Source organism: Stenotrophomonas sp. SXG-1, from assembly GCF_014083965.1.
GTDB lineage: Bacteria > Pseudomonadota > Gammaproteobacteria > Xanthomonadales > Xanthomonadaceae > Stenotrophomonas > Stenotrophomonas geniculata.
On the sequence record NZ_CP046588.1, the window covers coordinates 1073109 to 1097240 of the forward strand.

22 protein-coding genes are annotated in these 24132 nt (G+C 60.9%); 14 read left to right on the forward strand and 8 right to left on the reverse strand.

Annotated features, from left to right (window positions below; genetic code table 11):
* Positions 1-5: 5 nt before the first annotated feature.
* The 5 genes from GOC52_RS04930 to GOC52_RS04950 all read right to left on the reverse strand — a co-directional run bounded on the left by GOC52_RS04930 (position 6) and on the right by GOC52_RS04950 (position 4727).
* Positions 6-725, reverse strand: a complete 720-nt coding sequence (locus GOC52_RS04930; protein ID WP_191850761.1) for a tetratricopeptide repeat protein — start codon at positions 723-725, stop codon at positions 6-8.
* Between the two features lie 68 nt (positions 726-793).
* On the reverse strand, positions 794-3100 hold the full coding sequence (locus tag GOC52_RS04935) for a TonB-dependent receptor (protein ID WP_191850764.1): 2307 nt from the start codon (positions 3098-3100) through the stop codon (positions 794-796).
* Between the two features lie 150 nt (positions 3101-3250).
* Positions 3251-3655: a hypothetical protein gene (locus GOC52_RS04940; protein ID WP_191850767.1), complete on the reverse strand. Its 405-nt coding sequence runs from the start codon at positions 3653-3655 to the stop codon at positions 3251-3253.
* Positions 3656-3858: 203 nt separating this feature from the next.
* Positions 3859-4191, reverse strand: a complete 333-nt coding sequence (locus GOC52_RS04945) for a non-heme iron oxygenase ferredoxin subunit (RefSeq protein WP_005412525.1) — start codon at positions 4189-4191, stop codon at positions 3859-3861.
* Positions 4188-4727 (reverse strand): GNAT family N-acetyltransferase, encoded by a 540-nt coding sequence (locus GOC52_RS04950; RefSeq protein WP_054171175.1) that lies wholly within the window; start codon positions 4725-4727, stop codon positions 4188-4190. The genes GOC52_RS04945 and GOC52_RS04950 overlap by 4 nt, the downstream gene beginning before the upstream one ends.
* Before the next feature lie 241 nt (positions 4728-4968).
* Here GOC52_RS04950 and GOC52_RS04955 point away from each other — a divergent pair, with 241 nt between their 5' ends.
* The 14 genes from GOC52_RS04955 to GOC52_RS05025 all read left to right on the forward strand — a co-directional run bounded on the left by GOC52_RS04955 (position 4969) and on the right by GOC52_RS05025 (position 20645).
* Positions 4969-10299: a wall-associated protein gene (locus tag GOC52_RS04955; protein WP_191850769.1), complete on the forward strand. Its 5331-nt coding sequence runs from the start codon at positions 4969-4971 to the stop codon at positions 10297-10299.
* 3 nt (positions 10300-10302) lie between these two features.
* On the forward strand, positions 10303-11256 hold the full coding sequence (locus GOC52_RS04960) for an RHS repeat domain-containing protein (protein WP_100051464.1): 954 nt from the start codon (positions 10303-10305) through the stop codon (positions 11254-11256).
* On the forward strand, positions 11253-11555 hold the full coding sequence (locus tag GOC52_RS04965; protein WP_191850771.1) for a hypothetical protein: 303 nt from the start codon (positions 11253-11255) through the stop codon (positions 11553-11555). Before GOC52_RS04960 ends, GOC52_RS04965 begins: the two co-directional genes overlap by 4 nt.
* A 316-nt stretch (positions 11556-11871) precedes the next feature.
* The gene (locus GOC52_RS04970) at positions 11872-12384 is read left to right on the forward strand and encodes a hypothetical protein (RefSeq protein WP_191850773.1); all 513 of its coding nucleotides are present in this window, start codon (positions 11872-11874) and stop codon (positions 12382-12384) included.
* Between the two features lie 18 nt (positions 12385-12402).
* Positions 12403-12606, forward strand: coding sequence for a hypothetical protein (locus tag GOC52_RS04975; protein ID WP_054171178.1), 204 nt, complete (start codon positions 12403-12405; stop codon positions 12604-12606).
* 501 nt (positions 12607-13107) lie between these two features.
* Positions 13108-13563 carry a hypothetical protein gene (locus tag GOC52_RS04985; protein ID WP_191850775.1) on the forward strand — a complete coding sequence of 152 codons (456 nt, stop codon included), beginning with the start codon at positions 13108-13110 and terminating at the stop codon, positions 13561-13563.
* A gap of 824 nt (positions 13564-14387) precedes the next feature.
* Complete coding sequence (locus tag GOC52_RS04990; RefSeq protein WP_238794422.1) at positions 14388-15221, forward strand: RHS repeat-associated core domain-containing protein; 834 nt, start codon at positions 14388-14390, stop codon at positions 15219-15221.
* Entirely contained in the window at positions 15218-15685 is a 468-nt protein-coding gene (locus GOC52_RS04995; protein WP_054171181.1) for a hypothetical protein, read from the forward strand. Before GOC52_RS04990 ends, GOC52_RS04995 begins: the two co-directional genes overlap by 4 nt.
* 485 nt (positions 15686-16170) lie before the next feature.
* Positions 16171-16614, forward strand: a complete 444-nt coding sequence (locus GOC52_RS05000; protein ID WP_191850777.1) for a hypothetical protein — start codon at positions 16171-16173, stop codon at positions 16612-16614.
* A gap of 70 nt (positions 16615-16684) precedes the next feature.
* On the forward strand, positions 16685-16879 hold the full coding sequence (locus GOC52_RS05005) for a hypothetical protein (protein ID WP_049413427.1): 195 nt from the start codon (positions 16685-16687) through the stop codon (positions 16877-16879).
* Between the two features lie 540 nt (positions 16880-17419).
* Positions 17420-17926 carry a hypothetical protein gene (locus GOC52_RS05010; RefSeq protein ID WP_191850779.1) on the forward strand — a complete coding sequence of 169 codons (507 nt, stop codon included), beginning with the start codon at positions 17420-17422 and terminating at the stop codon, positions 17924-17926.
* A 685-nt stretch (positions 17927-18611) separates the two neighbouring features.
* Positions 18612-19094 (forward strand): hypothetical protein, encoded by a 483-nt coding sequence (locus GOC52_RS05015; protein ID WP_019337099.1) that lies wholly within the window; start codon positions 18612-18614, stop codon positions 19092-19094.
* Positions 19095-19125: 31 nt separating this feature from the next.
* Complete coding sequence (locus GOC52_RS05020; protein WP_191850781.1) at positions 19126-19587, forward strand: hypothetical protein; 462 nt, start codon at positions 19126-19128, stop codon at positions 19585-19587.
* A 755-nt stretch (positions 19588-20342) separates the two neighbouring features.
* Complete coding sequence (locus GOC52_RS05025) at positions 20343-20645, forward strand: hypothetical protein (RefSeq protein WP_191850783.1); 303 nt, start codon at positions 20343-20345, stop codon at positions 20643-20645.
* 176 nt (positions 20646-20821) lie between these two features.
* On the opposite strand, the gene GOC52_RS05030 is transcribed toward GOC52_RS05025, so the two are convergent.
* Genes GOC52_RS05030 through sufC form a run of 3 tightly spaced genes read right to left on the reverse strand, consistent with a single transcriptional unit; the run spans position 20822 to position 24101 of the window.
* Positions 20822-22078, reverse strand: a complete 1257-nt coding sequence (locus GOC52_RS05030; RefSeq protein WP_010483557.1) for a cysteine desulfurase — start codon at positions 22076-22078, stop codon at positions 20822-20824.
* Complete coding sequence (gene sufD / locus GOC52_RS05035) at positions 22075-23337, reverse strand: Fe-S cluster assembly protein SufD (protein WP_100447946.1); 1263 nt, start codon at positions 23335-23337, stop codon at positions 22075-22077. Before sufD ends, GOC52_RS05030 begins: the two co-directional genes overlap by 4 nt.
* The gene (gene sufC, locus GOC52_RS05040; protein ID WP_019659403.1) at positions 23337-24101 is read right to left on the reverse strand and encodes a Fe-S cluster assembly ATPase SufC; all 765 of its coding nucleotides are present in this window, start codon (positions 24099-24101) and stop codon (positions 23337-23339) included. The genes sufD and sufC overlap by 1 nt, the downstream gene beginning before the upstream one ends.
* Positions 24102-24132 lie beyond the last annotated feature (31 nt).

The following is a 24132-nucleotide window of genomic DNA, read 5'->3' on the forward strand; positions in this document are numbered from 1 at the left end:
ACTCCTCAGAGGGACGGCGGTGCGACCAGGGCGCGCACCTGTGGATGCGGCGATGCGGCCAGTTCCGGGACGATGTGCGCCATGAACGCCGGGCTGCCGTGGGCCAGTGCAAGCCGCAGCCAGTGCACGGCCTGCTCGATCTGGCCGGCCTGCAGCAGGATCGAGGCGTAGTTGGCCTGGCCGCGGAAATCGCCGGTCTCGGCCGCGCGCCGGTACCAGCCCAGGGCGGCCTGCGGATCGCGCTCGATCTCCAGGCCATCTTCGAGGTGGCGGGCCAGCAGGTTCATCGATTTGGCATGGCCCAGGTGTGCGGCACGGGTATACAGGGCCAGTGCCTGCGCGCGGTCCTGGGTCACGCCGCGGCCGGTGGCCAGCAGGTTGGCCAGGTTGTACAGGCCCCAGTCCAGGCCGGTATCGGCGGCGCGCCGGTACCAGACGGCTGCCAGCGTCGGGTCGGCGACGGTGCCCTGGCCCAGTTCGTGGCAGCGGCCCAGCATGTTCATCGCCATCGGCGCGCCGTTGTTGGCGGCGGTTTCGTACCAGAGCAGTGCCGCCGAGGCGTCCTGCGCGGTGCCTTTGCCTTCCATGTGCATCTGCGCGAGCAGCAGTTGTGCCTCGACCTGCCCGGCCTGCGCAGCGTCGCGCACGCGTGCGAACGCGGCTGCCGGGTCGTGCTGCAGCAGTTCGGCCAGGGCGTCGCTGTCGATGGGGGTAAGGGTCGCCATGGGGTGAGTATCGCCGGAAACAAAAACGGCGGCAGGAGAGCCTGCCGCCGTGGTGGAGCGAAGTTACATCAGAACTTCACGTTCAGTGCCAGGGTGGCCGAGCGACCCGGGGCGATGCTCGCGTAGTGCGAGGCATAGGCCTTGGTGAAGTAGGTCTTGTCGGTCAGGTTCTGCACGTTGAGCTGCAGGCTGATGTTGTCCTGGATCGCGTAGCTGGCCATCGCGTCGAAGCGGGTGTAGCTGGCAATCCACTTGGTGTTGGCCACATCACCGTACTGCTTGTCCGAGTAGAACGCACCAGCGCCGATGGTCAGGCCGATCGGGAAGCGGTAGGTGGTCCACAGGTTGGCGCTGTGCTTGGCGGTGTTCGGGAACACGTTGCCGTTGTTCGGCGACGGCACGTAGACGTTGGACGGGCAGGTGCGGCCCACCGGTGCGCCACAGACAAAGCCATTGTCCTTCAGCTCGGAATCGAGGTAGGTGTAGCCGCCGTACAGGCTCCAGGCGTCGGTCAACTGGCCGTTGAAGCCCAGCTCGAAACCGTTGATCTCTTTCTTGCCGGCGTTCTGGCTGGTGCCGTTGTCGACGGTCACGCGCGCGTTGTTCATCACGGTGTGGAAGATCGCAGCAGTCAGGTTCAGGCGGTTGTCCAGCAGGTCCCACTTGGTGCCCAGTTCGAGGTTCTTCGTGTCCTGCGGCTTGAGGTCGGCAACGGCCGCGCTCAGGCCGTCCGAACCGTCACCACCGTCCATGCCCGGCGGAGTCGAGGAGGTGCCCCAGGACAGGTAGATGCTGCCATTGGCGGCCGGCTTGAACACGACGCCGGCCTGGTAGTTCAGGAAGTCGTTGCTGTTGCGCACGCGGGTCGGTGCCTTGCCCGCCACCGGAGTGGTCAGGGTGGTACGGAAGTCGTCGTAGCGCAGGCCGAGGTTGATCATCCACTGCTCATTGAGCTCGATGGTGTCGAACACGTAGGCCGAGGTGGTCTTGGTGCGCTGCTCGACGTCCAGCGCCTTGTCGCTGCGATAGACGATCTGACCGGCCGCCCACGGATCGTTCGGGTTCGGATTGTTGAAGTCGGTGCAGTTGTAGCCGGTGGCCGCGCCAGACACCTGGCAGCGAGTGCTGTTGGCGCTGTTTTCAAGGGGATTGGCGGTGCCCGGCGACATCAGGTAGCTGCCACGGGTCATCTTCTCGTCGCTGTACTCCACGCCCGCGCTGTAGCTGTGCTTGAGCGCGCCGGTCTGGAAGGCGCCGGTCAGGCCCAGCTGGTCCGCGAAGCTCTTGACGTCGACGGCGCGGCTGTTGGTGCGGCGCCACAGGGTGCCGTAGTTGTTCGGGTTGCCCTTGCTGTCGTCGGGCTGGGTCCACAGGTAGTCGTTGCTGGTGTTGCCCAGGCGCGCGATGTTGCGCAGCTTGTGGCCGCCGAAATCGTAGCTGGCGTCCAGGGTGCTGATATCGGCGCGGGTACGCTGGAAATCACGGTCGACCAGGCCGTAGTAGTTGTTGCGGTCCGGCACCATCGGGCGGCCGTCGCCGTTCTTGGCCACGTTCGGGCCGCTGGTGAACGGGTTGTTGTACGGGAAACCACCCGCGTCCGGCAGGTCATCGCTCTGCATGTGGTAGTGGCTGGCGATCAGCTGCGCCGGGCCGTTCAGGCCGAACGCGATCGACGGCGCGATGCCCCAGCGGCTGACGTTGGCGGCGTCGCGGCCGGCGATGTCCGATTCGTGCTTCATCAGGTTCAGGCGGGCGGCGATGCCATCGCCCAGCACGTAGTTGGCGTCCACGGTGCCGCGTGCGTAGCTGTCGGTACCGATGCCCATGCTGGCGCTGGTCTCGTTCTTCAGCTTCGGCGTCTTGCTCACCAGGTTCAGGCTGCCACCACCGGAGTCACGGCCGCCGTAGGCCGAGCTCGGGCCCTTGACCACTTCCACCTGCTCCAGGTCGAAGATTTCGCGAGTCTGCGAGCCGACGTCGCGCAGGCCGTCGACGAACACGTTGCTCTGCGAATCGAAGCCACGGATGAAGGGGCGGTCACCGGTCGGGTTGCCGCCTTCGCCGGCACCGAAGGTGATGCCCGGCACCATGCGCAGCGCATCCTGCAGGTTGGTCGCACCGGTTTCGGCGATCAGCTTCTCCGACACGATCGACACCGACTTCGGGGTGTCCAGCAGCTCGGCGGTGAACTTCGGCGAGGACGGATTGAACCAGCTGCCGCGCACCTGCACCTTGTCCAGGTCGGTGGCGTTGCGGGAGCTGGCATCGGCGCTGTCGGCGGCCTGTGCGACCAGCGGTGCGAAGCCGGCGGCCAGGGTGGCGGTAGCGAGCAGGGAAACGCGCGGGGCGTGCTTGCGGGACGTGATGTGGGTCATGGTCTGGGTGGCGGTGGCTTGGATCGGGAAAGGGCGAGGGCCGAAGCGCAGGCAGCGCGACGACACGTAGAGGGCTTCTTCTGTAGAGCCGAGCCGATGCTCGGCTGGCAGGAAACGCAATCAGGCGCACGGCAACAGCCGCAGGGCGCCTCAGCTGGCGTCCGGTGCGGGCGGTGCGTGGCCGGGGTTCAACCGCAGTGCGGGATCGTGCAGGTGCCAGCGCAGGGCGTCGGAGCGCCACAGCGGAACATGCGCGACCATGGCGGCGCGCGCGGGAGCCAGTCCGGTACAGGGCGTGGCGCCCTCGCCATCCAGCGGCGGCTCCGGTGCCGGTGCGGCATGGTGCGGGCACTCGTCCGCCGGCGCGGCCGGCATCGGCATGACCTGCTGCAGATCTTCAGCCTGTGCCTGCCAGCCGTGGGCGGCAGGGCCGTTGCCGCGTCCCTCGTGCAATGCCGACCAGCCCAGCAGCAGCGTCAGCAGCGCGGCCACGAGCAGCGGCCACCCTTGACGGGCAAGCTGGCACAGCGTGGCGGTGGGCGCGGGCGAAGCCATAGCGCGGGGGCGGAGTCGTTACGAAGATGTTACGTAGAATAACATCAACGATAATGATTCGCATATGCGGGGCGTGGCGGGCCGCCGGGGCCGCCCCGGAACGGCCTGGGGAGGCCCTCATGGCCTTCCGGTAGATCCACCCCATGGGTGGATGCTCTCCCGCGGGGCGCCCTCTGGGGGATCTCTCCGGGCGGAGCGCAGACTCAATCCCGGTCGTCGCGCGTCCAGACCGCGTCATGTTCCCGCTTCACCGGGAACTTGGGCACCGGGCTGTAGGCCGGGGCGCACAGGGCGCGCCCGTCACGCACGTCGAAGCGCGCGCCGTGCAGTACGCACTCCACACTGCCCTCGGTGGTGTTGAACTCGCCCGAGGACAGCTCGAACTCTTCATGCGTGCACTGGTCTTCAAGGGCGTACAGCTCGCCGTCGAGGTTGAACACCACGATCGGCGTGCCGGTCACCTCGTCGAACACGCTCTTCATTTCACCCGGCAGCAGTTCGTTGCCGGCACAGACAAAAGTCCAGGCCTCGCTCACGCGGCGGCTCCGGCCAGCGGCTTTTCCAGGATCTCGAAGCGCAGGTCGTCGCGCTTGGGAATGCCGAAACGCTCGTCGCCATACGGGAACGGCTTCTTGATGCCGGTGCGGCTGTAGCCACGACGCTCGTAGAAGGCGATCAGCTCGTCGCGCACGTCGATCACCGTCATCTGCATCACCGGCACGTTCCATTCGCGCGCGGCATGTGCTTCGGCGGCATCCATCAGCTGCTTGCCGACGCCGCCGCCCTGCTGGGCCGGGTCGACCGAGAACATGCCGAAGTAGCCCTTGCCGTCGACATCGGCGACATGGGCGCAGGCCACCAGCTGGTCCCCGCGCTCGGCCAGCAGGATGGTGGAGCGCGGGCGGTCCAGGTCGGCCTGGATGCCCTCGGCGTCGATGCGGGCGCCGTCCAGCAGGTCGGCTTCGGTGGTCCAGCCGACGCGGCTGGCGTCACCCCGGTAGGCCGAGGTGACGAGGGCAATGAGGGCGGGGATGTCGGCCGGCGTGGCGGCGCGGAAGGTCAGGGTGCTCATGAGGACATTCTAGGTGGAGCGGGGAAGGGCGCGGGAGGCTGCTGGTTGACGTGACTTTGCCGAGTGTGGCCAATACGTGGACTTGACGCCATCTTCATTATTCGTTCATATCTGTGACCAGCACCCGCCCACCGTGAAGCAACGCGTGGCTATCTGCCGGCGTGGGTGCCGCCTGGTCGAAGGCCAACTGCCGTTCGGCGCGGGTGGGGCACACAGGGACGTCGATCCAGGGAGGATCTGCATGCAGTCTGGCCTCATTTCTCATCCGCGCGCCGCAACGGCTGCCAAGGGTCTGTTTCTCGGTTTCATTGCCCTGTGTGTGCTGGCACCGGTCAGCGTTTCCGCCCAGATCGTTCCCACCTGGCGCCAGGAGTACGACAAGCGGCTGAAGTACGGGGACCTTGTCGAACCGCTGAAGGGCGAGATCTTCGGCGAGCAGGTCAACCTCTATGACGGTTCGATCAGCTTCAAGGCTACGGATGTTTCGATTCCGGGCAATGGTGGGCTCGCGGTTTCGCTCAGCCGCAGTTATGGGGATGTCAGCGGCAGTGCAAATGACAAGGAGTATGGAAACTGGGATCTCGACATTCCGTCGCTTTCAGGCACTTACGGAGATCAGCCGGAAACTGCGATCGCCGGGCATTGGACGCCAAGCGCCCGTTGCTCGACAGTTTCCGCACCTCCGTCGCTGGATGTCTGGAACTACAAGCATACCCAGACCATCAATTTTTCTCCCCACACCTATTGGGATGGGGTGAGGCTTTCATTGCCGGGCGGAGGCGGTGAAACCGTCCTGGCGGGTAGCGGGGACGCGCGCCAGCCAACGCCCCAGGTCGGCACGCCAACGCCCTGGAACACAAAAGGGGGATGGTTCTTCTCCTGCCTCAGTGCGCTCAAGAGCGGCCAGCCGGGCGAAGGATTCCTGGGCCACGCGCCAGATGGAACCAAGTACTACTTCGACTGGATGGTGGCGCGCGAGAACGAGTCTGCCGTTCTCCAGCCCTACGACACCATCACCCATGCCACGCTGAAACGGAAAAAGGTCTTCCTCTATCCATCCCAGGTTGTCGATCGTTTCGGTAACTGGGTCCGCTACGAATGGAGTGGCGGGCGGCTGGATCGAATCGTTGCCAACGATGGCCGCAGCATCAGCCTTGCCTATGACTCCCAGGGCCGCATTGCAACGGCAACGGCAGCGGGCCGCACCTGGACCTATGGCTACACCCCGGCTGGTGTGTTGCAGTCGGTGACGCTGCCGGATGGCACCGCCTGGCGTTACGACCTGCCTCCGGTCCACGTGACGAAGAAGTACGCCGAATACACAGGGCAGGATCCTTCAGCCTACATGGACTTCCCCGGGCTGTGCGCGAAGACGAACAAGATTGTGCAGACCGAGGTCACGGCTACTGTCACACATCCCTCTGGCGCACTCGGTACTTTTGTGTTTCGACCGTTCCGGCACGGGCGCAAGAATGTTCCGTTCAACTGCCAGACCTCCGGCGACGAACAGTTGCTGGCCGACGGATGGAATCTCACGCCCCTCTATCGGGACGCGATGTCTTTGGTGGCAAAGCGGATAAGCGGCCCGGGGATGCCCACCGCGCAGTGGAGCTATCAGTACACCAATCTAGGGTGGCAGTACGACAGGAGAGTCGACCAGGCCGGGTGGCCGATGATTCCGGTGGGGCAGGCAGAACCCAAGATAACGATTGAAACCCTACCCGATGGGGTTATCCGGACCTACGAATTCGGTAAGGAAGTCGGCTACAACGACGGTCTATTGCTGTCCACGACTACCAGCTCTGGTGGCGCGGTGGTTCGCACCGAGCGCAGCAACTACTACCCGGACGCGCAGCTTGCGAGCGCGCCATTCCCGCGCGAGGCGGGCCGGAATCTCAAGTACGGGGCCAGGGAGCTGGGGGAGCATCTGAATCGCCCAGTGCAGAGCACAGTCGTGAATCAGGATGGCGTGCAGTTCACCCGTACGGTCCAGGCCTTTGATGCCTTCGTCCGCGAAGTCAACGTTGCAGAAGCGAACTCCGCTGGCCAGAGTCGCACCAGCAGCACCAGCTACTACGACAATCCCGCGCTGTGGGTGAACGGCCAGACGGCGCGCAGTGTGCTCAATGGCATCGAACAGTCCCGCACCGAATTCGATACGGCCAAAGCACTGCCGCTGCGCGCCTACGCATTTGGCCGCCTGGCGCAGCAGTTGACCTACGCAGCCGACGGCACGGTTGCCTCGGTGGCCGATGGCCGCGGCAATACCAGCCATCTGTCGGGATGGAAGCGTGGCGTTCCGCAGCAGCTGCGCATGCCGGCCACGCCCGAAGCGCCCAATGGCGCGGTGCGCACGGTTGCCGTCGACGATAACGGTTGGATCGCCTCGCTGACCGACGAAACCGGCGCAACCACCAGCTTCAGCTACGACAGCATGGGCAGGCTGCGCAGCCAGCAGTTCCCTGGCGGCGACAGCGTGAACTGGAATGGCGTAACCATGGACCTGCAGCGGCTGGGTGGCGCGCAGCTGGGGGTGCCCGCTGGTGCGTGGAAGCACTCCCGCACGCAGGGCGGACGGCGCACGGATACCTACCTGGATGCGATGTTCCGCCCGGTGCTGGTGACCGAAAACGCCAACAACGTGCTGGACAGCGCCGTGGTGACCCGCTACGACACCAGCGGCAAGACCGTGTTTGCCTCGTATCCCACGCGGCAGTTCTCCGATATCAATGCCGCCTTGACCGGCACCACGACGCAGTACGACGCGTTGGGCCGCCCCACCGTGGTCAGTCAATCGTCCGAGCTGGGGGCACTGGTTACCCGCACCGAGTACGTGGGCAATCTGTCGGTGAAGGTGACCAACCCGCGAGGCCAGGCGACGACGACACGCCATCTTGCCTACGACCAGCCCAGCTACGAGATGCCGCTGACGCTGCAGCACCCGGAAGGCGTGGTGACCGAGATCCAGCGAGATACGCTGGGCAAGCCGCTGGCGATCACCCGCCGCAGTGCAGACGGCAGCCAGTCGCTCACCCGCCGCTACGTCTATGACGGCTACCAGCAGCTGTGCAAGACCATCGAACCGGAAACCGGTGCGACCGTGCAGGACTACGACGCGGCAGGCAACGTGCTGTGGTCGGCGGCCGGCACGGGTTTGACCAGCACCACCGACTGCAACCGCAGTGACGCCCTGGCCAGCGGACGTGCGGTGAAGCGCAGTTACGATGCCGCCAACCGCTTGTCGACCCTGATCTTCCCGGATGGGCGCGGAAATCAGAACTGGTCCTACGCGCCTGATGGTCTGCCTGCCGAGATCAGTACGCAGAACGATCCGGCCCGGCCGATGGTCGTCAACCGCTACCAGTACAACCGCCGCCGCCTGCTCAGCGGCGAAACCCTGCAGCATCCGGATCTGGGAAGCCTGAGCCTGGCCTATGGCTACGATGCCAACGGCACACTGGCCAGCAATACCTATCCGGGTGGGCGTGTCGTCAGCTATACGCCGGACGCACTGGGTCGGGCGACGACGGTCGGCGGCTATGCGAAAGAGGCCAGTTACTTCGCCAACGGCGCGTTGGCCCGCTTCGTCTATGGCAACGGGATCGTGCACACGTTGACCCAGAATGCCCGCGGGCTGCCCGACCGCAGTCGCGATGCCACTGCAGCGGCCGCAGTGCTGGATGACAGCTACGACTACGATGCCGGCGGCAACGTGATGGCCATTTCCGATGGCCTGCCCGGGGCGCCCGGCAACCGGGACATGACCTATGACGGCCTGGACCGGTTGCGGACGGTCACTGCACCGGGCTTCGGCAATGCATTGTATGAGTATGACGCGCTGGACAACCTGCGCCGTGCCAAGGTCGGCAGCCGCGATCGTACGCATTACTTCGATCCGACCAATCGGCTGGTCAACGTGATCGAAACCGGAACCGGGGCAACCGTGACCGGTCTTGGCTATGACGTGCAGGGCAATCTATCGGTGCGCAATGGCCAGGCTTTCGCGTTTGACTACGGCAACCGGCTGCGTGCGGCGGGTACAGCAGAGAGCTACGAGTACGACGCCCACGGGCGCCGGGTGAAGGCCAGCGCCCGTGGCAAGGGGGCGATCTATTCGTTCTACGACAACGGCGGTGTGCTGCGATTCCAGCGCAACGAACGCACCGGCAAACAGACCGACTATCTCTACCTGTCAGGCAGCCTGGTGTCCCAGGTGCATGGCGAAGCCGCACCCAGCGTTCCCGCGCTGAGTGCGCCGGGCTACATCACCCAGGGCAGCGTGAACCTGACCTGGAGTCCGGCCGGTGGTGCCAACCGCTATGAGCTGCAGCGTGCCCTTGCAGGCACCTGGAGCACGGTCTTTGATGGCGCGGCGCAATCGTTCACCAGCACCGGCCTGGTCACGGGAACCTATCAGTTCCGGGTGCGCGGCTGCCGGGCGGTGTGCGGCGGATGGAGCAATGTCGCATCAGTGGCCGTGGCATTGGCGCCATCCACCGTGCCGACCTTGAACCTGCCTGCCACGGCCTTCAACGGCAGCTACAACGTGGCTTGGTCTGCGGCTTCCGGTGCCGAGCGCTATGAGCTGGAGGAAAGCGCCAATGGTGGCGCATGGGCCCAGGTGCACAACGCCATTGGCCAGTCCAAGGCCTTCAGTGGCAAGGCAGCGGGAAGCTACAACTACCGGGTTCGCGCATGCAATCCGGTGGGATGCACGGGATACAGCGCCACGGCCGCAGTGACGGTGGTGTATCCGCCTGCTACTGCGCCAGGTCTCTCTGCGCCGGCACGCGCTGCGCCGGGCAGTATCGGCATTGGCTGGAACGGGGTGGCTGGTGCCACGCGTTACACCTTGCAGGAAAGCAGCAATGGTGGCGGATGGGTCACGCTGTTCGACGGCAACGCGGGTTCCTATGCCACCGCTGCGCGCGGGGTCGGCAGCTATGGCTATCGGGTTGCCGCCTGCAATGGCGCAGGCTGCGGACCGTGGTCGGCCACGGCGACGGTAGCGGTGATCGGGCCGCCGACGATCGAGCCGGTGATCAACGCGCCGGGCCTGGTGAACGTGCCGCAGTACAGCCTGAGCTGGTCGGTGCCGGCCAACAGCGAGAGCTTCGTGCTGGAGGAGAGTGCCAACGGTGGTGGCTGGACGGTGGTGCATAACGGCGGCGGAAACAGCTTTGGTGTCAGCCGTGGCAAAGGCAGCTACGCCTATCGCGTGAGGGCGTGCAATTTCGCGGGGTGCAGTCCGTACTCGGGCATTGCGACGGTTGTGGTCGCACTTCCGCCAGGGACACCTTACTTCAATGTGGCCAACTGGCTCAGTACGCGCAAGGCACCCTATCAGATCCAGTGTGAGGTGGGCTGGAGCCAGGTGCCCGATGCTACCGAGTATCAACTTGAGAGTGGCGGCGGTGGCAAACGTCTGTATACCGGGCCCAATACCTATGTGAGCGCCAACGGCAACGCCTACTGCGCTGGAGAATATCGCGTACGTGCCTGCAATGCAGGTGGTTGCTCACCGTGGTCGGCCGAACGGCCGGTCACCCGCGGCGTGCTGAGCTGGGACTAAGCCATGAACGGACTCTCTTCGCTGTTGATTCGGGCGGTACTCGCGGTGGTGGTGCTGGTGGCCTGTGTGGCTCCGGCGGTCGCACAGGAAGTCGTCGAGTACATCCACACTGATGCACTGGGTTCACCGGTGGCGATCACCGATGCCAGCGGAAATGTCATCGAGCGTACGGTGTATGAGCCGTATGGGGCGGTGGTGAATCGGCCGTTGAAGGATGGGCCGGGATATACGGGGCATGTGACGGACTCGGAGACCGGGCTGAGTTATATGCAGCAGCGGTACATGGATCCGGCGTTAGGCGCTTTCCTGAGCGTTGATCCAGTGACCATCTATAGCAAAGGGGACATGCGGCACTTCACTCCCTACGCGTATGCCTACAACAACCCGTACAAATTTACTGATCCGGACGGGCGGTGCGGAGCGTGTGATCGACACAGTGATCAATTCGCACGTGATGCCGCTGTCGGAAAAACGGATGTTTATAGTCCAATGGTAGAGCCGGCCTCGGCAATAGCTGTGGCAGCTCTACCGGCTGCGCCGGTTGTTAGAGCAGTTATTGCTATCGCAAGATCAGTAACTGCGCCAAACAGAAATAAAAGTTCGGAAGGAGCGGGAGCATCGCCAAAGGGGGACCCGCATGCTCCCGGAGATGTGCCCAATGCCAATGTGATTGTGCGAGGTGGGGCTGGCGAGATGCCTGCGCAAGGAAGCGCCTTTTCTGCTTCTCAAGGACGCTCCGTTCAAGAAGCAGGGGCTGGAGTTCCGCACGGGACCATTCGAACCTCCACCGCAGGGGAGATTCGAGCGGGTGGAGGAAAGGTGGATGTCGCGCCTGAGCCTACTCGCGCTGGAAATGTTAACTTCCAACACGTGAATGTTGCGGAGGGTCGTGGCGCGCCAAGTAGTTTCAGTCCCCCTCAGTCAAACCCTGTTCAAAAAATAGATCGCATAAAATGAATATTCCACAAGGTAAATTCACTGTATGTGAGTATCGGGATTTTTACGACATCCCGCGACTAATGGTGGCAATGGATGAGTTCGGTCGAGTATGGGTGCTCGACTGCGAGTTCAATGAGAGCTTTGATGATTACGAAGATTACTATCGCGTCTACCTGCTAGGCCCAGGTGCGTTCCCCGAAGAGGCTATCTCAAATCACTTGGATGGGGAGCGCGGTGCTGAAGCAGTACTGATCCCAACTTCATCTGTTCAATTCGACGTAACCAGAAGAAGTTCATTCGTATTGGGGGGGGCTTGAATAGAGTCGCTCCACCGACGATCGAGCCGGTGATCAGCGTGCCGGGCTTGGTGAACGTGCCGCAGTACAGCCTGAGCTGGTCGGTGCCGGCCAACAGCGAGAGCTTTGTGCTGGAGGAGAGTGCCAACGGTGGTGGCTGGACGGTGGTGCATAACGGCGGCGGGAACAGCTTTGGTGCCAGCCGTGATAAGGGTAGCTACGTGTATCGGGTAAGGGCGTGCAATTTCGCGGGGGCAGTCCGTACTCGGGAGTCGTGTTCAAAAATCCGGCCGGGCGCTGCCCCCGGTGCTTGTGGGGCGCGCCAATAGGCGCAGTTGTGAATATCGGTGTTCAGATGGCTATGGCTGAAGGGTCGATGGGCGAAAGATTCTCCCAAGTAAAATGGGGGCAAGTTGCTGTCGCAACATCGGCTGGCGCGCTAAGTGGTGGAGTAAGTGCCGTTGCAAGCACAGCTGCCACTACTGGTGGAACCATTGCCGCAAACGTGGTTGGAAATGCAGCCGTCGGCGCAGTTTCAGTTCAAGCAAATGCACAGCTTGAAGGTAAGACCGCTTCTATGTCCGAGGTTGCGAAGGGCGCAGCCTTGAGCGGAGGAACGGCTGGCTTAGGGGTAGCTGTTTCTGCTGCGCCTGGTGTAGCGGCTAGAAGTGCGAGTGCTGGGATGACACAGACTGGGCGAGCTGCGACAGGAAATCTGATGCAGGGTATAAAGGAAGCCACTCCTGGGTTTAAATACTCCAATCCCACCCAAACAGCGGCCAATGCCGTCGGTACGGCGGTCAGTTCATTAGGCGATCTAGAACCACTTGTGAACGATAAGTTGAAGTAGGAAAAGTTGAAGTAGGATATGAAGATCAAATTGATCCTGAAGGGCGTCGCCGTCTATTACGCAAAAGCTGCCGTTTTCACGATTGCCAGCTATGGGTTGCTGCGTCTCGTTTACGGTCATACAGGGATTTCATTCATTGAATGGACGCTCATACTTCTGGCGGCGTTTACGGTGGCTTACATACCGCTTTTCGTTGGCTTGCTGCGCGCGAAGAGTTCATAGCTGTCTTAGGCAGAAGCGGTAAATCAGCCCAGTGCTTACCGTCCTTTAATGATCCTCTGAACAACCATTTCGGTAGTGCCGGCCGCTGGTCGGCCGCATGAGAGACAATGGCGGCACACGTTGAGAAGCTATCCATGCAGCTGATATTTGATGATGCCGAGGGTCTGGGCAAGCGTGAGCAGACCAGACGCGAGATCTGGACCGGCCAGATGCGTCGACAGACGATCTACTTCTTGGCGGAATCCATGCTCCGCTTGATGTCTGATTTCTTCGGGTCCCCGGCCCAATGCCACGTGGCGCCTTTGAGGAAGTGGCGCTGGATCTGGAAGACTTGAAGTGACTGCAGGGGTTGTGAGGTGGCCCTTGGATGAATACTGTCCATAAACCTGCAGTAGTGCGCAGCGTTTGTACCTTTTCCCGATTGAAGCGCATGCGTTGATCGGGTGGGCGCGCAACCGCCCCTTGGGGGACTCGTGTGGTTGCAAATGCAGGAGACTCCTGGTGGCGGAAGATGAATTGCTGCTTGAACGGCTTTACAAAATTTCCGGGATTCTCACAGATGACCCCGATTCCCCAAGCTACATGTTGGTGTCGAGGTCGTTGTTTCATTGTGATCCGGAGATCCGAGAGAGGGCCATTTTCATCGGCGGGTTGCGCTGGGCAGATCCACTGATTCTTGGTTTTTTCATAGGAATTATTACGGTGGGGCAGGAGCCTGTTGATGATAATCGGAGGCTTATGGTTGAATCGCTTGTTTCTGCAGTGCTTCGGGGGAGGCTTGATGCAGCTTCAATCGAGGAATGGCTCAGGGCGGTGCTCGGTTCTAATAATTATGAGTCGCTCCTGGCGAAGACAGCCTACATTGGCTTGCTGCGCATTCAGGGGAAGATGTCGGTTTCTGAGTTTGCATCTATTGATTACGATGATGTGTCTGTTGATTCATCATTGGTTTCTTGACGCCCGCATTTCATTTTTCGCTTTGAAGAAGGCAGTGTCGCATGATGGTGGTTGGGGCTCGTTCGTCGATCAACCGTTAGGGACGGTTATGTCACTGGCTTCCAACTGGAGAGCGGTGCCGATGGCGGGGAGATGCATTCCGGTTCAGGCCTATGTCGGCTCCAGCTGCGATGTCTGCCGCGCTGGTGATTTTGCAGGTCTTCAATCGTAGCGTGCTGAGCCGGAACCTTTCCTGCTGATTCGCGCGAGGAGAGTGCCAACGGTGGTGGCTGGACGGTGGTGCATAACGGCGGCGGGAACAGCTTTGTTGCCAGCCGTGGCAATGGCAGCTACGCCTATCGCGTGAGGGCATGCAATTTCGCGGGGTGCAGTCCCTACTCGGGCATCGCCAGTGTCTCCGTCGTGCTTCCTCCTGCAGCCACTCAGATCTGCGTGGCGGAGTGGCTCAGCACGCGCAAGGCGCCCTATCAGGTGCAATGCAGCGTCGGCTGGCGCGCGGTTCCGGGGGCAACGGAGTATCAGCTTGAGCCTTCCGGAGCTGGACGGCGCCTGTACACCGGCCCCAATACCTACGTGCAGTCGAGCGGCGGGACCTACTGCGCCAGTCTCTACATTGTCAGGGCCTGCAACGCCGGTGGCTGTTCGGCATGGTCCGCAGACTTCTCCGTCACCCGCGGCGTATTGAATTGGGACTAAGCCATGAATGGACTCTGTTCGCTGTTGATTCGGGCGGTGCCCACGGTGGTGCTGCTGGCGGCCTGTGTGGCTCCGGCGGTCGCACAGGAAGTCGTCGAGTACATCCACACTGACGCACTGGGTCACCTGTGGCGATCACCGATGCCAGCGGAAACGTCATCGAGCGTACGGTGTATGAGCCGTATGGGGCGGTGGTGAATCGGCCGTTGAAGGATGGGCCGGGATATACGGGGCATGTGACGGACTCCGGGACCGGGCTGAGTTACATGCAGCAGCGGTACTATGACTTCCAAACTGTCGCATTTCTGGGGGCTGATCCAGTTGCAGCTAGTTCGGAAGGGGCTTCATTCAATCGCTATCGCTATGCTTCTGCCAATCCCTATAGGTTCAAAGATCCGGACGGCAGGGCAGACATGAACGTGTTCGGTGAAGCTGATCCGAACGGGCTGAGAGCGGCAGGAGATGCGCTCAATATTCCGGGCAAGTTCACGGTCGCAGGGCACGCCAATAACATGGTCATTCAGGACCAGCGAGGGGGGCGCATGGAAAATTACTACACAGTCAGCTCCTGGGATATGGCTCGGACCCAGTTTGGGCTAAAGCAGGGCCAGGAAATATTCATGGCAGGTTGCCACTTGGGGGCGGAAATCGGTCAGGCAAAGGCTTTTGCTCAGGGATGGGCGAACCTGAATAAGTCGTCCGTATATGCTCCCAACGGATTCGTTCGCTATCCAAAAAACTACAAGCCTGGAGATGATATGACGCTCCGTGTCAGTATGGGTGAGAACGGAACCGGAGGTGCAGGTGTATGGCAGAGGTTCTCGCCTGGAGGGACGGGGCCGACGGGCCCCGCCATTCGTTCGATTACGATCAAAGCTGATGGTTCAATATCCTATCAGTTTGCTGAGCCTGAATTGGGGTCCAGAATTCGTAGAATGGAACCGGTGAAGGTTAAGCAATGAAAATTCTTTCGAATTCCGTTGTTTTGTCTTTGCTGCTTGTTGGCTGCGGCAACGGGGAGCCTCAGGAAGAGCGGCTTTCCCGAAATGAGAAACATGATGAAGCGCCAAGTTTGGCCCTTTCCGAGGAAGAATTGGAACGTCAGATTTCGATGGCTGAAAACGGGAATGCAGAGGCCCGTCTAAAGCTCGAATGGCACTACTCGACGCGTGGCGACATGGAGCGGTATCGCTACTGGCTTGAGGAGGGGGTCGCACGAATGGACGTTAGTTCAATGCAGCGATTGGCACTGTTCCTCTCCCTTGAGCAAGGCGGGGGGGACTGTAAGCGCGCAATGCAAATCCTCGAGGAAGGCTTGCGTCTTGATCCGCCGGAGACTACGCGCGAACTGATGGAGATGGATCTTCAGAGATTGCGGCATGAACGGGTCGGGGTTCCACCTTGCGGGGTGGGGCTCTCCAATTAGAGGCAGCAGTTGCGCGAATGCCGATAATAATTCGTTCGGATTCGATGATAGGAACGGGTGGTGCGGAGCGCATTCTGGTTTGAACACGAGGTTATTGGTTGGGCAGGTCTCGATGAAGATCATAATTTCTCTATCTGCTGCCTTACCGATGCTGCTTCTTGCCTCCTGTGTGCAGGACCGCGGTTGTCTTCTTCGGGAGGCCAACCAGGACCACGACAGCTCCTCATCTCAGAAGATCCATGCTGATATGGATGAACTCATACATTCGCGCCCTGTGGATGGGGAGCGGGAAGTGAATGCAGAGTTAGTGGTATCGCAGCTCGAACTCTCTCGGGAGGGGCGGAGAAATAGAAGGATTTTCTATGTATTGACTGATGGTAGCGGGAAACTCTTGACTGCGGGGACTTGTGGTATTGACGAACGCCAGTGTGCCTCGAACATTGTGAAGCGAATGCTCGGGTTCTGTGAAAGGATGTAGATTGCGGGTGCGCCAAGTTTTGGGAGGTATTTCAGTGAGAAATTCCCAAGTGCTTGATCGCTTTGGGTGGCTGGCCGGTATTGTTGTGGCGGCGCTTTGTTTTTTAGGAATTGCCGCCTGTGGCGGAAGAGATGAACGTTTGGATGTGGTCATGAATCATGATTCGGGAAACGCAGCGGCTAATCAATACGAATTGGCGCTCGAGTCAGTTTTCAATTCTTTCGAAAATGTGCCAGAAGCACAAATATGCAGGGTGCATTTAATTGATGTCAGGAGATCATTTGATCAGGATGGAAGCGAAAGGTTAAGGGTATATTTCGTCTTGGTCGATCGTTATGGTGTCGTCAAGTCGGCTGACACCTGTGGGCTTCCTTTGAATGAGTGTGTGACGATTATTGCCGAGAGGTCGAGGGTGGGCTGTCGGAAGGAAAAAGGGCTGGCTTTCCACTGATTCGGGCGGCACTCGCGGTGTTGGTGCGCATGGCCTGTATATAGTGCTGGGCGCTGCCGATGAAGTGGTCATGTACACTTGCACCGATGCGTTGGCTTCACCGGCGGTGATTACCGCTGTCAATGGAAATGTCATCGAGCGTACGGTGTATGAGCTTTCTGGTGAGGTGGTTCGGATGGTCATGGCTGAAGGGGTGATGGGCGAATGGCTATCCCAAGTAGAATGGGAGCACGTTGTCGTCAAACAGTGGCTGACGCGCTATTGATAGAATCACCACCGCAAACGCGGGTGGACACGCGGCCCACGGTGTTCCTTCCTGGGTTTCTCGACAAGTGGCGGGAGTGCTGTGAAATCTACAAGTTCATCTCGATGCCGACGACCAGCGATGGTTCTTCAAGGGTTTGCGCGCACTTCAGTGCTATGTCTTGTATCTGTCGCTGGTTGTTCGCTACATGAAATAGGAAGCGGTCGGCTGGATGACAACTGTCTTTTGGTGGTGGCCGACTATGTAAAGTCGTCGCGGGGGTGGGGTGGGGATGTCTACGACATTGCTCCTGAGGGGACGGTGGCAGGGCTGCGAGGATATGCAGTAATGCATCGCTCGGACGACGGAAAACTGCCGTCCGGGGAGTTGAAATCATTTCATGTCGATTTGGATCCCGAGTGCAAGGCTATTGTTGATGAGCTTGGCTATCAATGATTCCGCGCACTTTTCGGCTGGCAGGAGGAGCTTGGGTTTATGGGTGTGGAGCGAAGAAGGTGAGCGGTATCCCATGGCGCTGGATGGCGACGCAGAGGTGTGGGCGTGAATGTTGATTTCCGGTTTTTCATGGTTATTTTTTTTATTTTCTACGGGGCTGGTTGCAGGCATCAAGAAGGCGGGGGCGAACCGTCTGGAAAGAGCTGTGGGGTCGAGGGCAGCTCCACTTGCCGAGTCAGCTTCCGGGAACTAGCTGCTACGCCCCGGCTATTCGATGGAAAGTTGGTGCGGATGGAGGGCTATCTCGGGGTGAGCCGGGAGCTCTTTGTACTGAGTTCAAGCAAAGAGTTGTTTGAGGCCGGAGTGACTGAGGAGACTCAAGTTCGAATTAGAGGTCCAGTAGATATGCAACAAGGCGTATTTGACGAATACGCGTATTCATGGGTTTCGATAATTGGGGTGTTCAGGACAAGAGAAGCTGACAATTCGACAGGTGATCTGCTGCTTGGCGAAATTCACGCCCCCCTTGAAGTTCGCTCCCTACGAATCCCTGGTCCCGTGCCACGTGCGAAATTTGGAGATGTGCTCGTCAATCTTGAAGATCTGAAGTGAGTGATAGGTTGTGGAAATGACGTCATGTGCTTTCATTTCTGCCTTCTATGGCAGGAAAGCGGGATGATTCAAAGGCGCGCCTAACATGTGATCACATGGTCCCCGTCTTAGGGGTGACACTTGCCAGGAAGGGGCTTCGGAACATTCTCGATCGCTGGTAGAGTCGCAGATGTCACATTACGCCATGGCACTCCTGGGCAGCTCAGTTCTCCTCGTTGCGCGATTGCGTCTGTGTCATTGCGAGCTGATCGATCACGTCGATAGGCTTTGGGGGGTTGCGCCTTGGTTGAAGAATATGAGGTATCGCATTGAGCGCTATCGATGAAAAGAATCTCGTTTTAGCCTGTCTGTGGAGGCTGTTGGAATCCGAGCCTGCTTCCGAGGAACAGGTGTCTGGCTGGTACCAGAGGGCGCAATTTATCAAGAACGTGATTCGGTCAAGTTCGTATGAAATCGGGGTTCCTCACGTGATATGGCACTATCTTGATGATGCCGATATCCGTATTCGCGATCCCCGCTATGCCGAAGCACAAGTGTTGGCCGTTAGGCGGAGTATTGATGAGTGGGCTTGAGTGCACTCAGAGAAGCCATGAGCATTACATGTTGCTGGCCAGATTTCATTGCGGCATCCCTCTCGGATGCTAACCCTCCGGATCTCCCTCTCCTCCGGGAGGACTGGGCAGGGATGGCGTTTGATCGCAACCTGTATGAGGATTTTGCTCCGAACGATGTTTGGGCGGCGTGGCTGAGCGCACTTTCGGAGCACTTTGCAGATATCGCAATGTGCGCGGTTCGATGTTCAGAGTGCTCCGACGGTGGAAGCTCTGTGGAAATTGAGCGAGGGCTGGATAGCCTGCGCTTCTACTGGCTGGAAGATGGGAACTTCATGCGTGATCATTTCTTGTTTTCGCGTGATGGTCGCTGGGTCGTAAAGCTGGATCAGGACGTGACGCTATTTGCGGGAGATGTCACTTTCCTTGCGGATGTTGTCGCGCGACTTGGTGGTGTAGAGCATGTCGAGAAGATGATGCGACGGGACCTGATTGGTACAGCTGAGGACGTAGTTGGCCTCGGTGGGTACGTCAAGGGTCTTCTTGCGCCCTTGAACGCATCGACTCCTCAGCCCGGCTCGGCGCTGAACGAACCGGAACCAAGATTAAAGAGGTGATTAAGGTTGGACTTAAGGAGGAGTAGGTTGCATGTTTGGTGATGATTCCCTGCTTTTTATGAAATATGTGAAAGGGCGGAGCAACGCTGTATACCCGTGGTCGTTGTCAATTGTGGATTGCTATTTTATATGGCTCGCATTTTGCAAGGTCTCTGGCAGTGACCGGCCGCTGCTGTCGAGGATATCTGCGGACGGCGAGCAGATTGAGGATGTTCTCATTGCTGATGCCTACGATATTTACGAGATTGATAGTCGCGCTGAAGGTTTCGAAGTTGTGCTGCGCCACCATTCGTCCGGCTCACTGTGCTATTGGGATATTCATGAGCGTTTTGTTGTAGCTGTTGGTGGTCGTGATTTTCTTGAGGTGGCAAGCCCCTATCCTGGGGACATAGAAAAACATCGCTATGTTGAGGAGATGATGCATAGAGAGGCGTTCGGAATTGATGAGCCGCCTGAAGTGATTTATGCGGCCATCTCCAATCCGTTCTCTTGAAGGAGTGGCTAGCGTCGTTGTTCAGCACTTCAGTTGATCAACTCGCTGTGATAGTTAGGCTCGCCGGGTGAGAGACTAAACACCCGTGGGAGGGTGAACCCTGTCGGGCATCGTGAGAATCTCTGTCGCGCTTCCCGAGCTGATCAGTGCTCGCGAACGGTGCCAGCTTCTCGCTTCAGCTGAGCAGGGTCTAAGTGTGGCGGCTGAGTCATCGAGCGCCGTCGCGTTGTTGATGGCTTTGGAACACTGGCCGGGGCGGCACATCAGTTCGGGAGGTGCAGATTCTTCTCCATGTTCGGAGGCTGCAAGAAATGGCGAACTGCAAGTTGGATGCTGAGCACTCAGCCGCGTGGAGTGGTCGAATCCACTCATGCCTGGCTGCTGTGGTTCTTTCGCTGGGGTTGCAAGGTTGTGATTGGTTGTCGGATCCGGTGATTGTTGGAATGTTGGAAGGGAGGTGATTTATGACGTCAGCTTGGAGGTTGGCGGTGGTGGTAGGCGTAGGATCAATTCCTGTCGGTGAAAGCAGGGTTGTGAAGCCTGAGGTCGCTACTGATTCCTCACTTCTTTTAACTTACTACGAGAGCAGTGTCCGAGTGGTCTGCCATGGGGATGTGTATTTTACGAATAATCTCCACGTCAAGGTTGAGGCGGATGTGGGTGGAGGGGTTTGCCGTATTGCAGAAATTGCGGAATGATTTGATCTGCGGAGCGTGTTTGACGATTTTTATAGCGCGGTGCCAGGGTGAAGAACGATGAAAAGCCTTGTTGAGAGCTTCCCCATTTGGGCTTCCATCATCCTAGGTGCCATGTGGATAAACGCATTTGCGACTCACAGGATGTTGCTGAAAATCGAGCGTGAACGGCCGGAAGTACTTGCTGCAGTCGGAATCATCAAGGTTGATTGGTGGCTTAGGTGCTTGCGCGGTATTGCAGTGCTTGCCCTTACTTCCAAAGGGCAGGCGCTCCATCAGGGGGAGCGGTGGGTGTTGAGGGGCGTCGTGATGATGTACGTCTTCTTGATTGCCTCCGGGGTATCCATGCTTGTTGGCATGTAGGAGACGGTGCCTCAAGGCCGTTGATGGTGGATGGATCGGCATTACGGTGAGATTGCCCGTTCCTGGTGTCACTCGGTGCTTCCCGGTCACGCCTCTGCTTGCTTGCGTCCAGTGCGCAATAAAAAACGCCGCAGTTCCCTGCGGCGTTCTCGTACTTCCCTGATTCTGGCGAATCCTCAGCCCAGCAGCTTCCGCACCTTGGTCAGTGCGGTCATGAACCGCTCGATCTCGGCATGCGTGTTATAGAACGCCAGCGAGGCGCGGCAGGTAGCCGCGACGCCGAAGTACTGCAGCAGCGGGTGTGCGCAGTGCTGGCCCGAGCGCACGGCCACGCCTTCCAGATCCAGAAGGGTGGCCAGATCGTGCGCATGCGCACCATCGATCAGGAACGAGACTACGGCGGCCTTCTCCGGCGCTTCGCCGATGATGCGCAGGCCGTCAACGCGGCGCAGCTCTTCGGTGAAGTGCGCCAGCAGTTCGGCTTCGCGGGCTTCCACGTTCTCCTGGCCAAGCTGCTGCAGGTAGTCGGCAGCCACACCCAGGCCGATGAAACCGGCGATGTTCGGGGTGCCGGCTTCGAACTTGTGCGGGGCATCGTTGAACACGGTGCCGTCGAAGCTGACTTCCTTGATCATCTCGCCGCCACCGAGGAACGGCGGCATCGCATCCAGATGCTCGCGGCGCGCCCACAAGGCGCCGGTGCCGGTCGGGCCGCACATCTTGTGGCCGGTGATCGCATAGAAATCGCAACCGATCGCGGCCACGTCGACCTTGCGATGCGGCACGGCCTGCGAGCCATCGACCACGGTGATGATGCCGCGCTTGCGCGCTTCGCGGCAGATCTCGCGCACCGGGTTGACCGTGCCCAGCACGTTGGAGACGTGGGTGACGGCCAGCAGCTTGACCTCCGGGGTCATCGCCGCGCGCAGCGCATCCAGATCGAGTGCGCCGTCAGGCGTGATCTCGGCTACGCGGATGGTGGCGCCGGTACGCTGCGCGACCAGCTGCCACGGCACGATGTTGGCGTGGTGCTCCATGCGCGTGATCAGGATCACGTCGCCGGCCTTCAGTCGAGGCAGCGCCCACGAGTAGGCCACCAGGTTGATGGCGAAGGTGGTGCCGCTGCACAGCACCAGGTCGCTGGGGCGCACGTTGAGGAAGCGCGCCAGCGTGTTGCGTGCGCCTTCGTAGGCGTCGGTGGCTTCGCTGCCCAGTGCATGCACCGCGCGGCTGACGTTGGCGTTGTAGCGGCGGTAGAACTCGTCCACCGCGCCGATCACCTGCACCGGCTTCTGGCCGGTGTTGGCATTGTCGAAATAGACCAGCGGCTTGCCATGCACTTCACGCATCAGCAGCGGGAAGTCGAGGCGGACGCGGTCCCAGTCGGGGGCGCCGGTGCGTTCTTCGATCGGTCGCGGCGTGGACAGGTTCATGCCACACCTGCCTCGGCCAGCGCCTTGTCCAGGCGGCGTGCCAGCTGCGCACGCAGTGCGTCCGGCAGGATCTTCAACGGCTCGTGGCAGAACGCGGCGCTCAGCAGTGCCTGCGCCTGTGCCTGCGGCAGGCCGCGCGAGCGCAGGTAGAACAGCGCGTTGGCATCGAGCTGGCCGACAGTCGCACCGTGCGCGGCCTTCACTTCATCGGCGTCGATCACCAGCGTTGGCTGGGTGTCGATCTCGGCATCGGCCGACAGCAGCAGGTTCTTGTTGGACAGGTTCGCGTCGGTGCCATCGGCGCCTTCGCGGATCTGGATGCCACCATGGAACACCACGCGGCTGCGGTTGGCGGCGACGCCGCGCCACAGCAGTTCGCAGCTGGTATCGCGCGCGATGTGGTCGATGCCCAGGCGGGTTTCGACGTGGCGGCGGCCATTGCCAAGCAGCACGCCGTTGGCGGTCAGCTGGGCATTGTCGCCTTCGAGGCGCACGTTCAGTTCATGGCGGCTGAGCGCGGCGCCCAGTTCCAGGTCCACGCGGTGGTACTGCGCGTCGCGGGCCAGCACGGCGTCGGTGCGCAGGAAGCTGGTCTGGCGCGCGCTGCCGGCCTGCACGCGGGCGTGCTTGAGCACGGCATCGCGAGCGACGTGGGCATGCAGCACGGTGTTGTCCAGGTGGGCGGAGTCACCCACGCTGAAGCGGTGCTCGACCACGCCCAGGCTGGCGCCGGCACGCAGTTCGATCAGGTGGCGGTGATGCCAGGCCAGGTCGGTGTCGCCGGCGACGCTGGCGAACACCAGCTGCAGCGGCGTTTCGACCTGCACGCCTTCATCCACGCGCAGCACCACGCCTTCATCGGCCAGCGCGGCATTCAGGCGGGCGAAGATCTCCTCGCTGCGCTCGTAGCGGCGGCCAAGGAAACGCACGGCGTCTTCGCCAGCGGCCAGTGCGGCCGACAGTGGCTGTAGCTGCACGCCGGCCGGCAGGGCCTGCACGTCGCTCAGCGCGGCATCCAGACGGCCGTTGACGAACACCAGGCGCGGCGCCGGGATGTCGTCCAGCAGGGCGGCGTCCAGCGCCGGGCCCTGCAGCGGTGCGGCAGCGAATGCACGGCGCTCCAGCTGGCGCAGCGAGGTGTACTTCCAGGCTTCGTTGCGGGCGGCCGGCAGGCCGTCACGCAGGGCCGCATCCAGCACTTCGCGGCGCGCATCGCTGCCGCAGAAGGCCTGGGCCATCGAATCAAGCAGGGCGCTCATCAGACCGCCGCCTCGGGCACGACCCGGTCCTTCAGGAAATCATAGCCGTGCGCTTCCAGTTCCAGTGCCAGCTCCGGGCCGCCACTTTTGACGATGCGGCCATCGGCCAGCACGTGCACCACGTCCGGCTTGATGTAGTCCAGCAGGCGCTGGTAGTGGGTGATGACCAGGAACGAGCGATCAGCAGCGCGCAGTGCGTTGACACCATCGGCCACGCTCTTCAGTGCATCGATGTCCAGGCCCGAGTCGGTTTCGTCCAGGATCGCCAGCTTCGGTTCCAGCACGGCCAGCTGGAAGATCTCGTTGCGCTTCTTCTCGCCACCGGAGAAGCCTTCGTTGACGCCACGGTGCAGCAGTTCGTCCTTCAGGTGCAGCACGGCCAGCTTCTGGCGCACCAGCTTGAGGAACTGCATGGAATCGAGTTCTTCCTCGCCGCGTGCCTTGCGCTGGGCGTTCAGTGCCGCGCGCAGGAAGTAGGTGTTGTTCACGCCCGGGATTTCCACCGGGTACTGGAACGCCAGGAACAGGCCGGCGGCGGCGCGTGCTTCCGGGTCCTGGTCGAGCAGGTCGACGCCGTCGAACTGCACGCTGCCTTCGGTCACTTCGTAGCCGTCGCGGCCGGCCAGGACATTGCCCAGGGTGGACTTGCCGGCGCCGTTCGGGCCCATGATGGCGTGCACCTGGCCCGGCTGGACGTCCAGCGACAGGCCCTTGAGGATTTCCTTGTCGCCGATGCGGGCGTGGAGGTTTTCGATCTTCAGCATGGTGGGGGTTTCCGTGGGGCGGGCCGCGGCC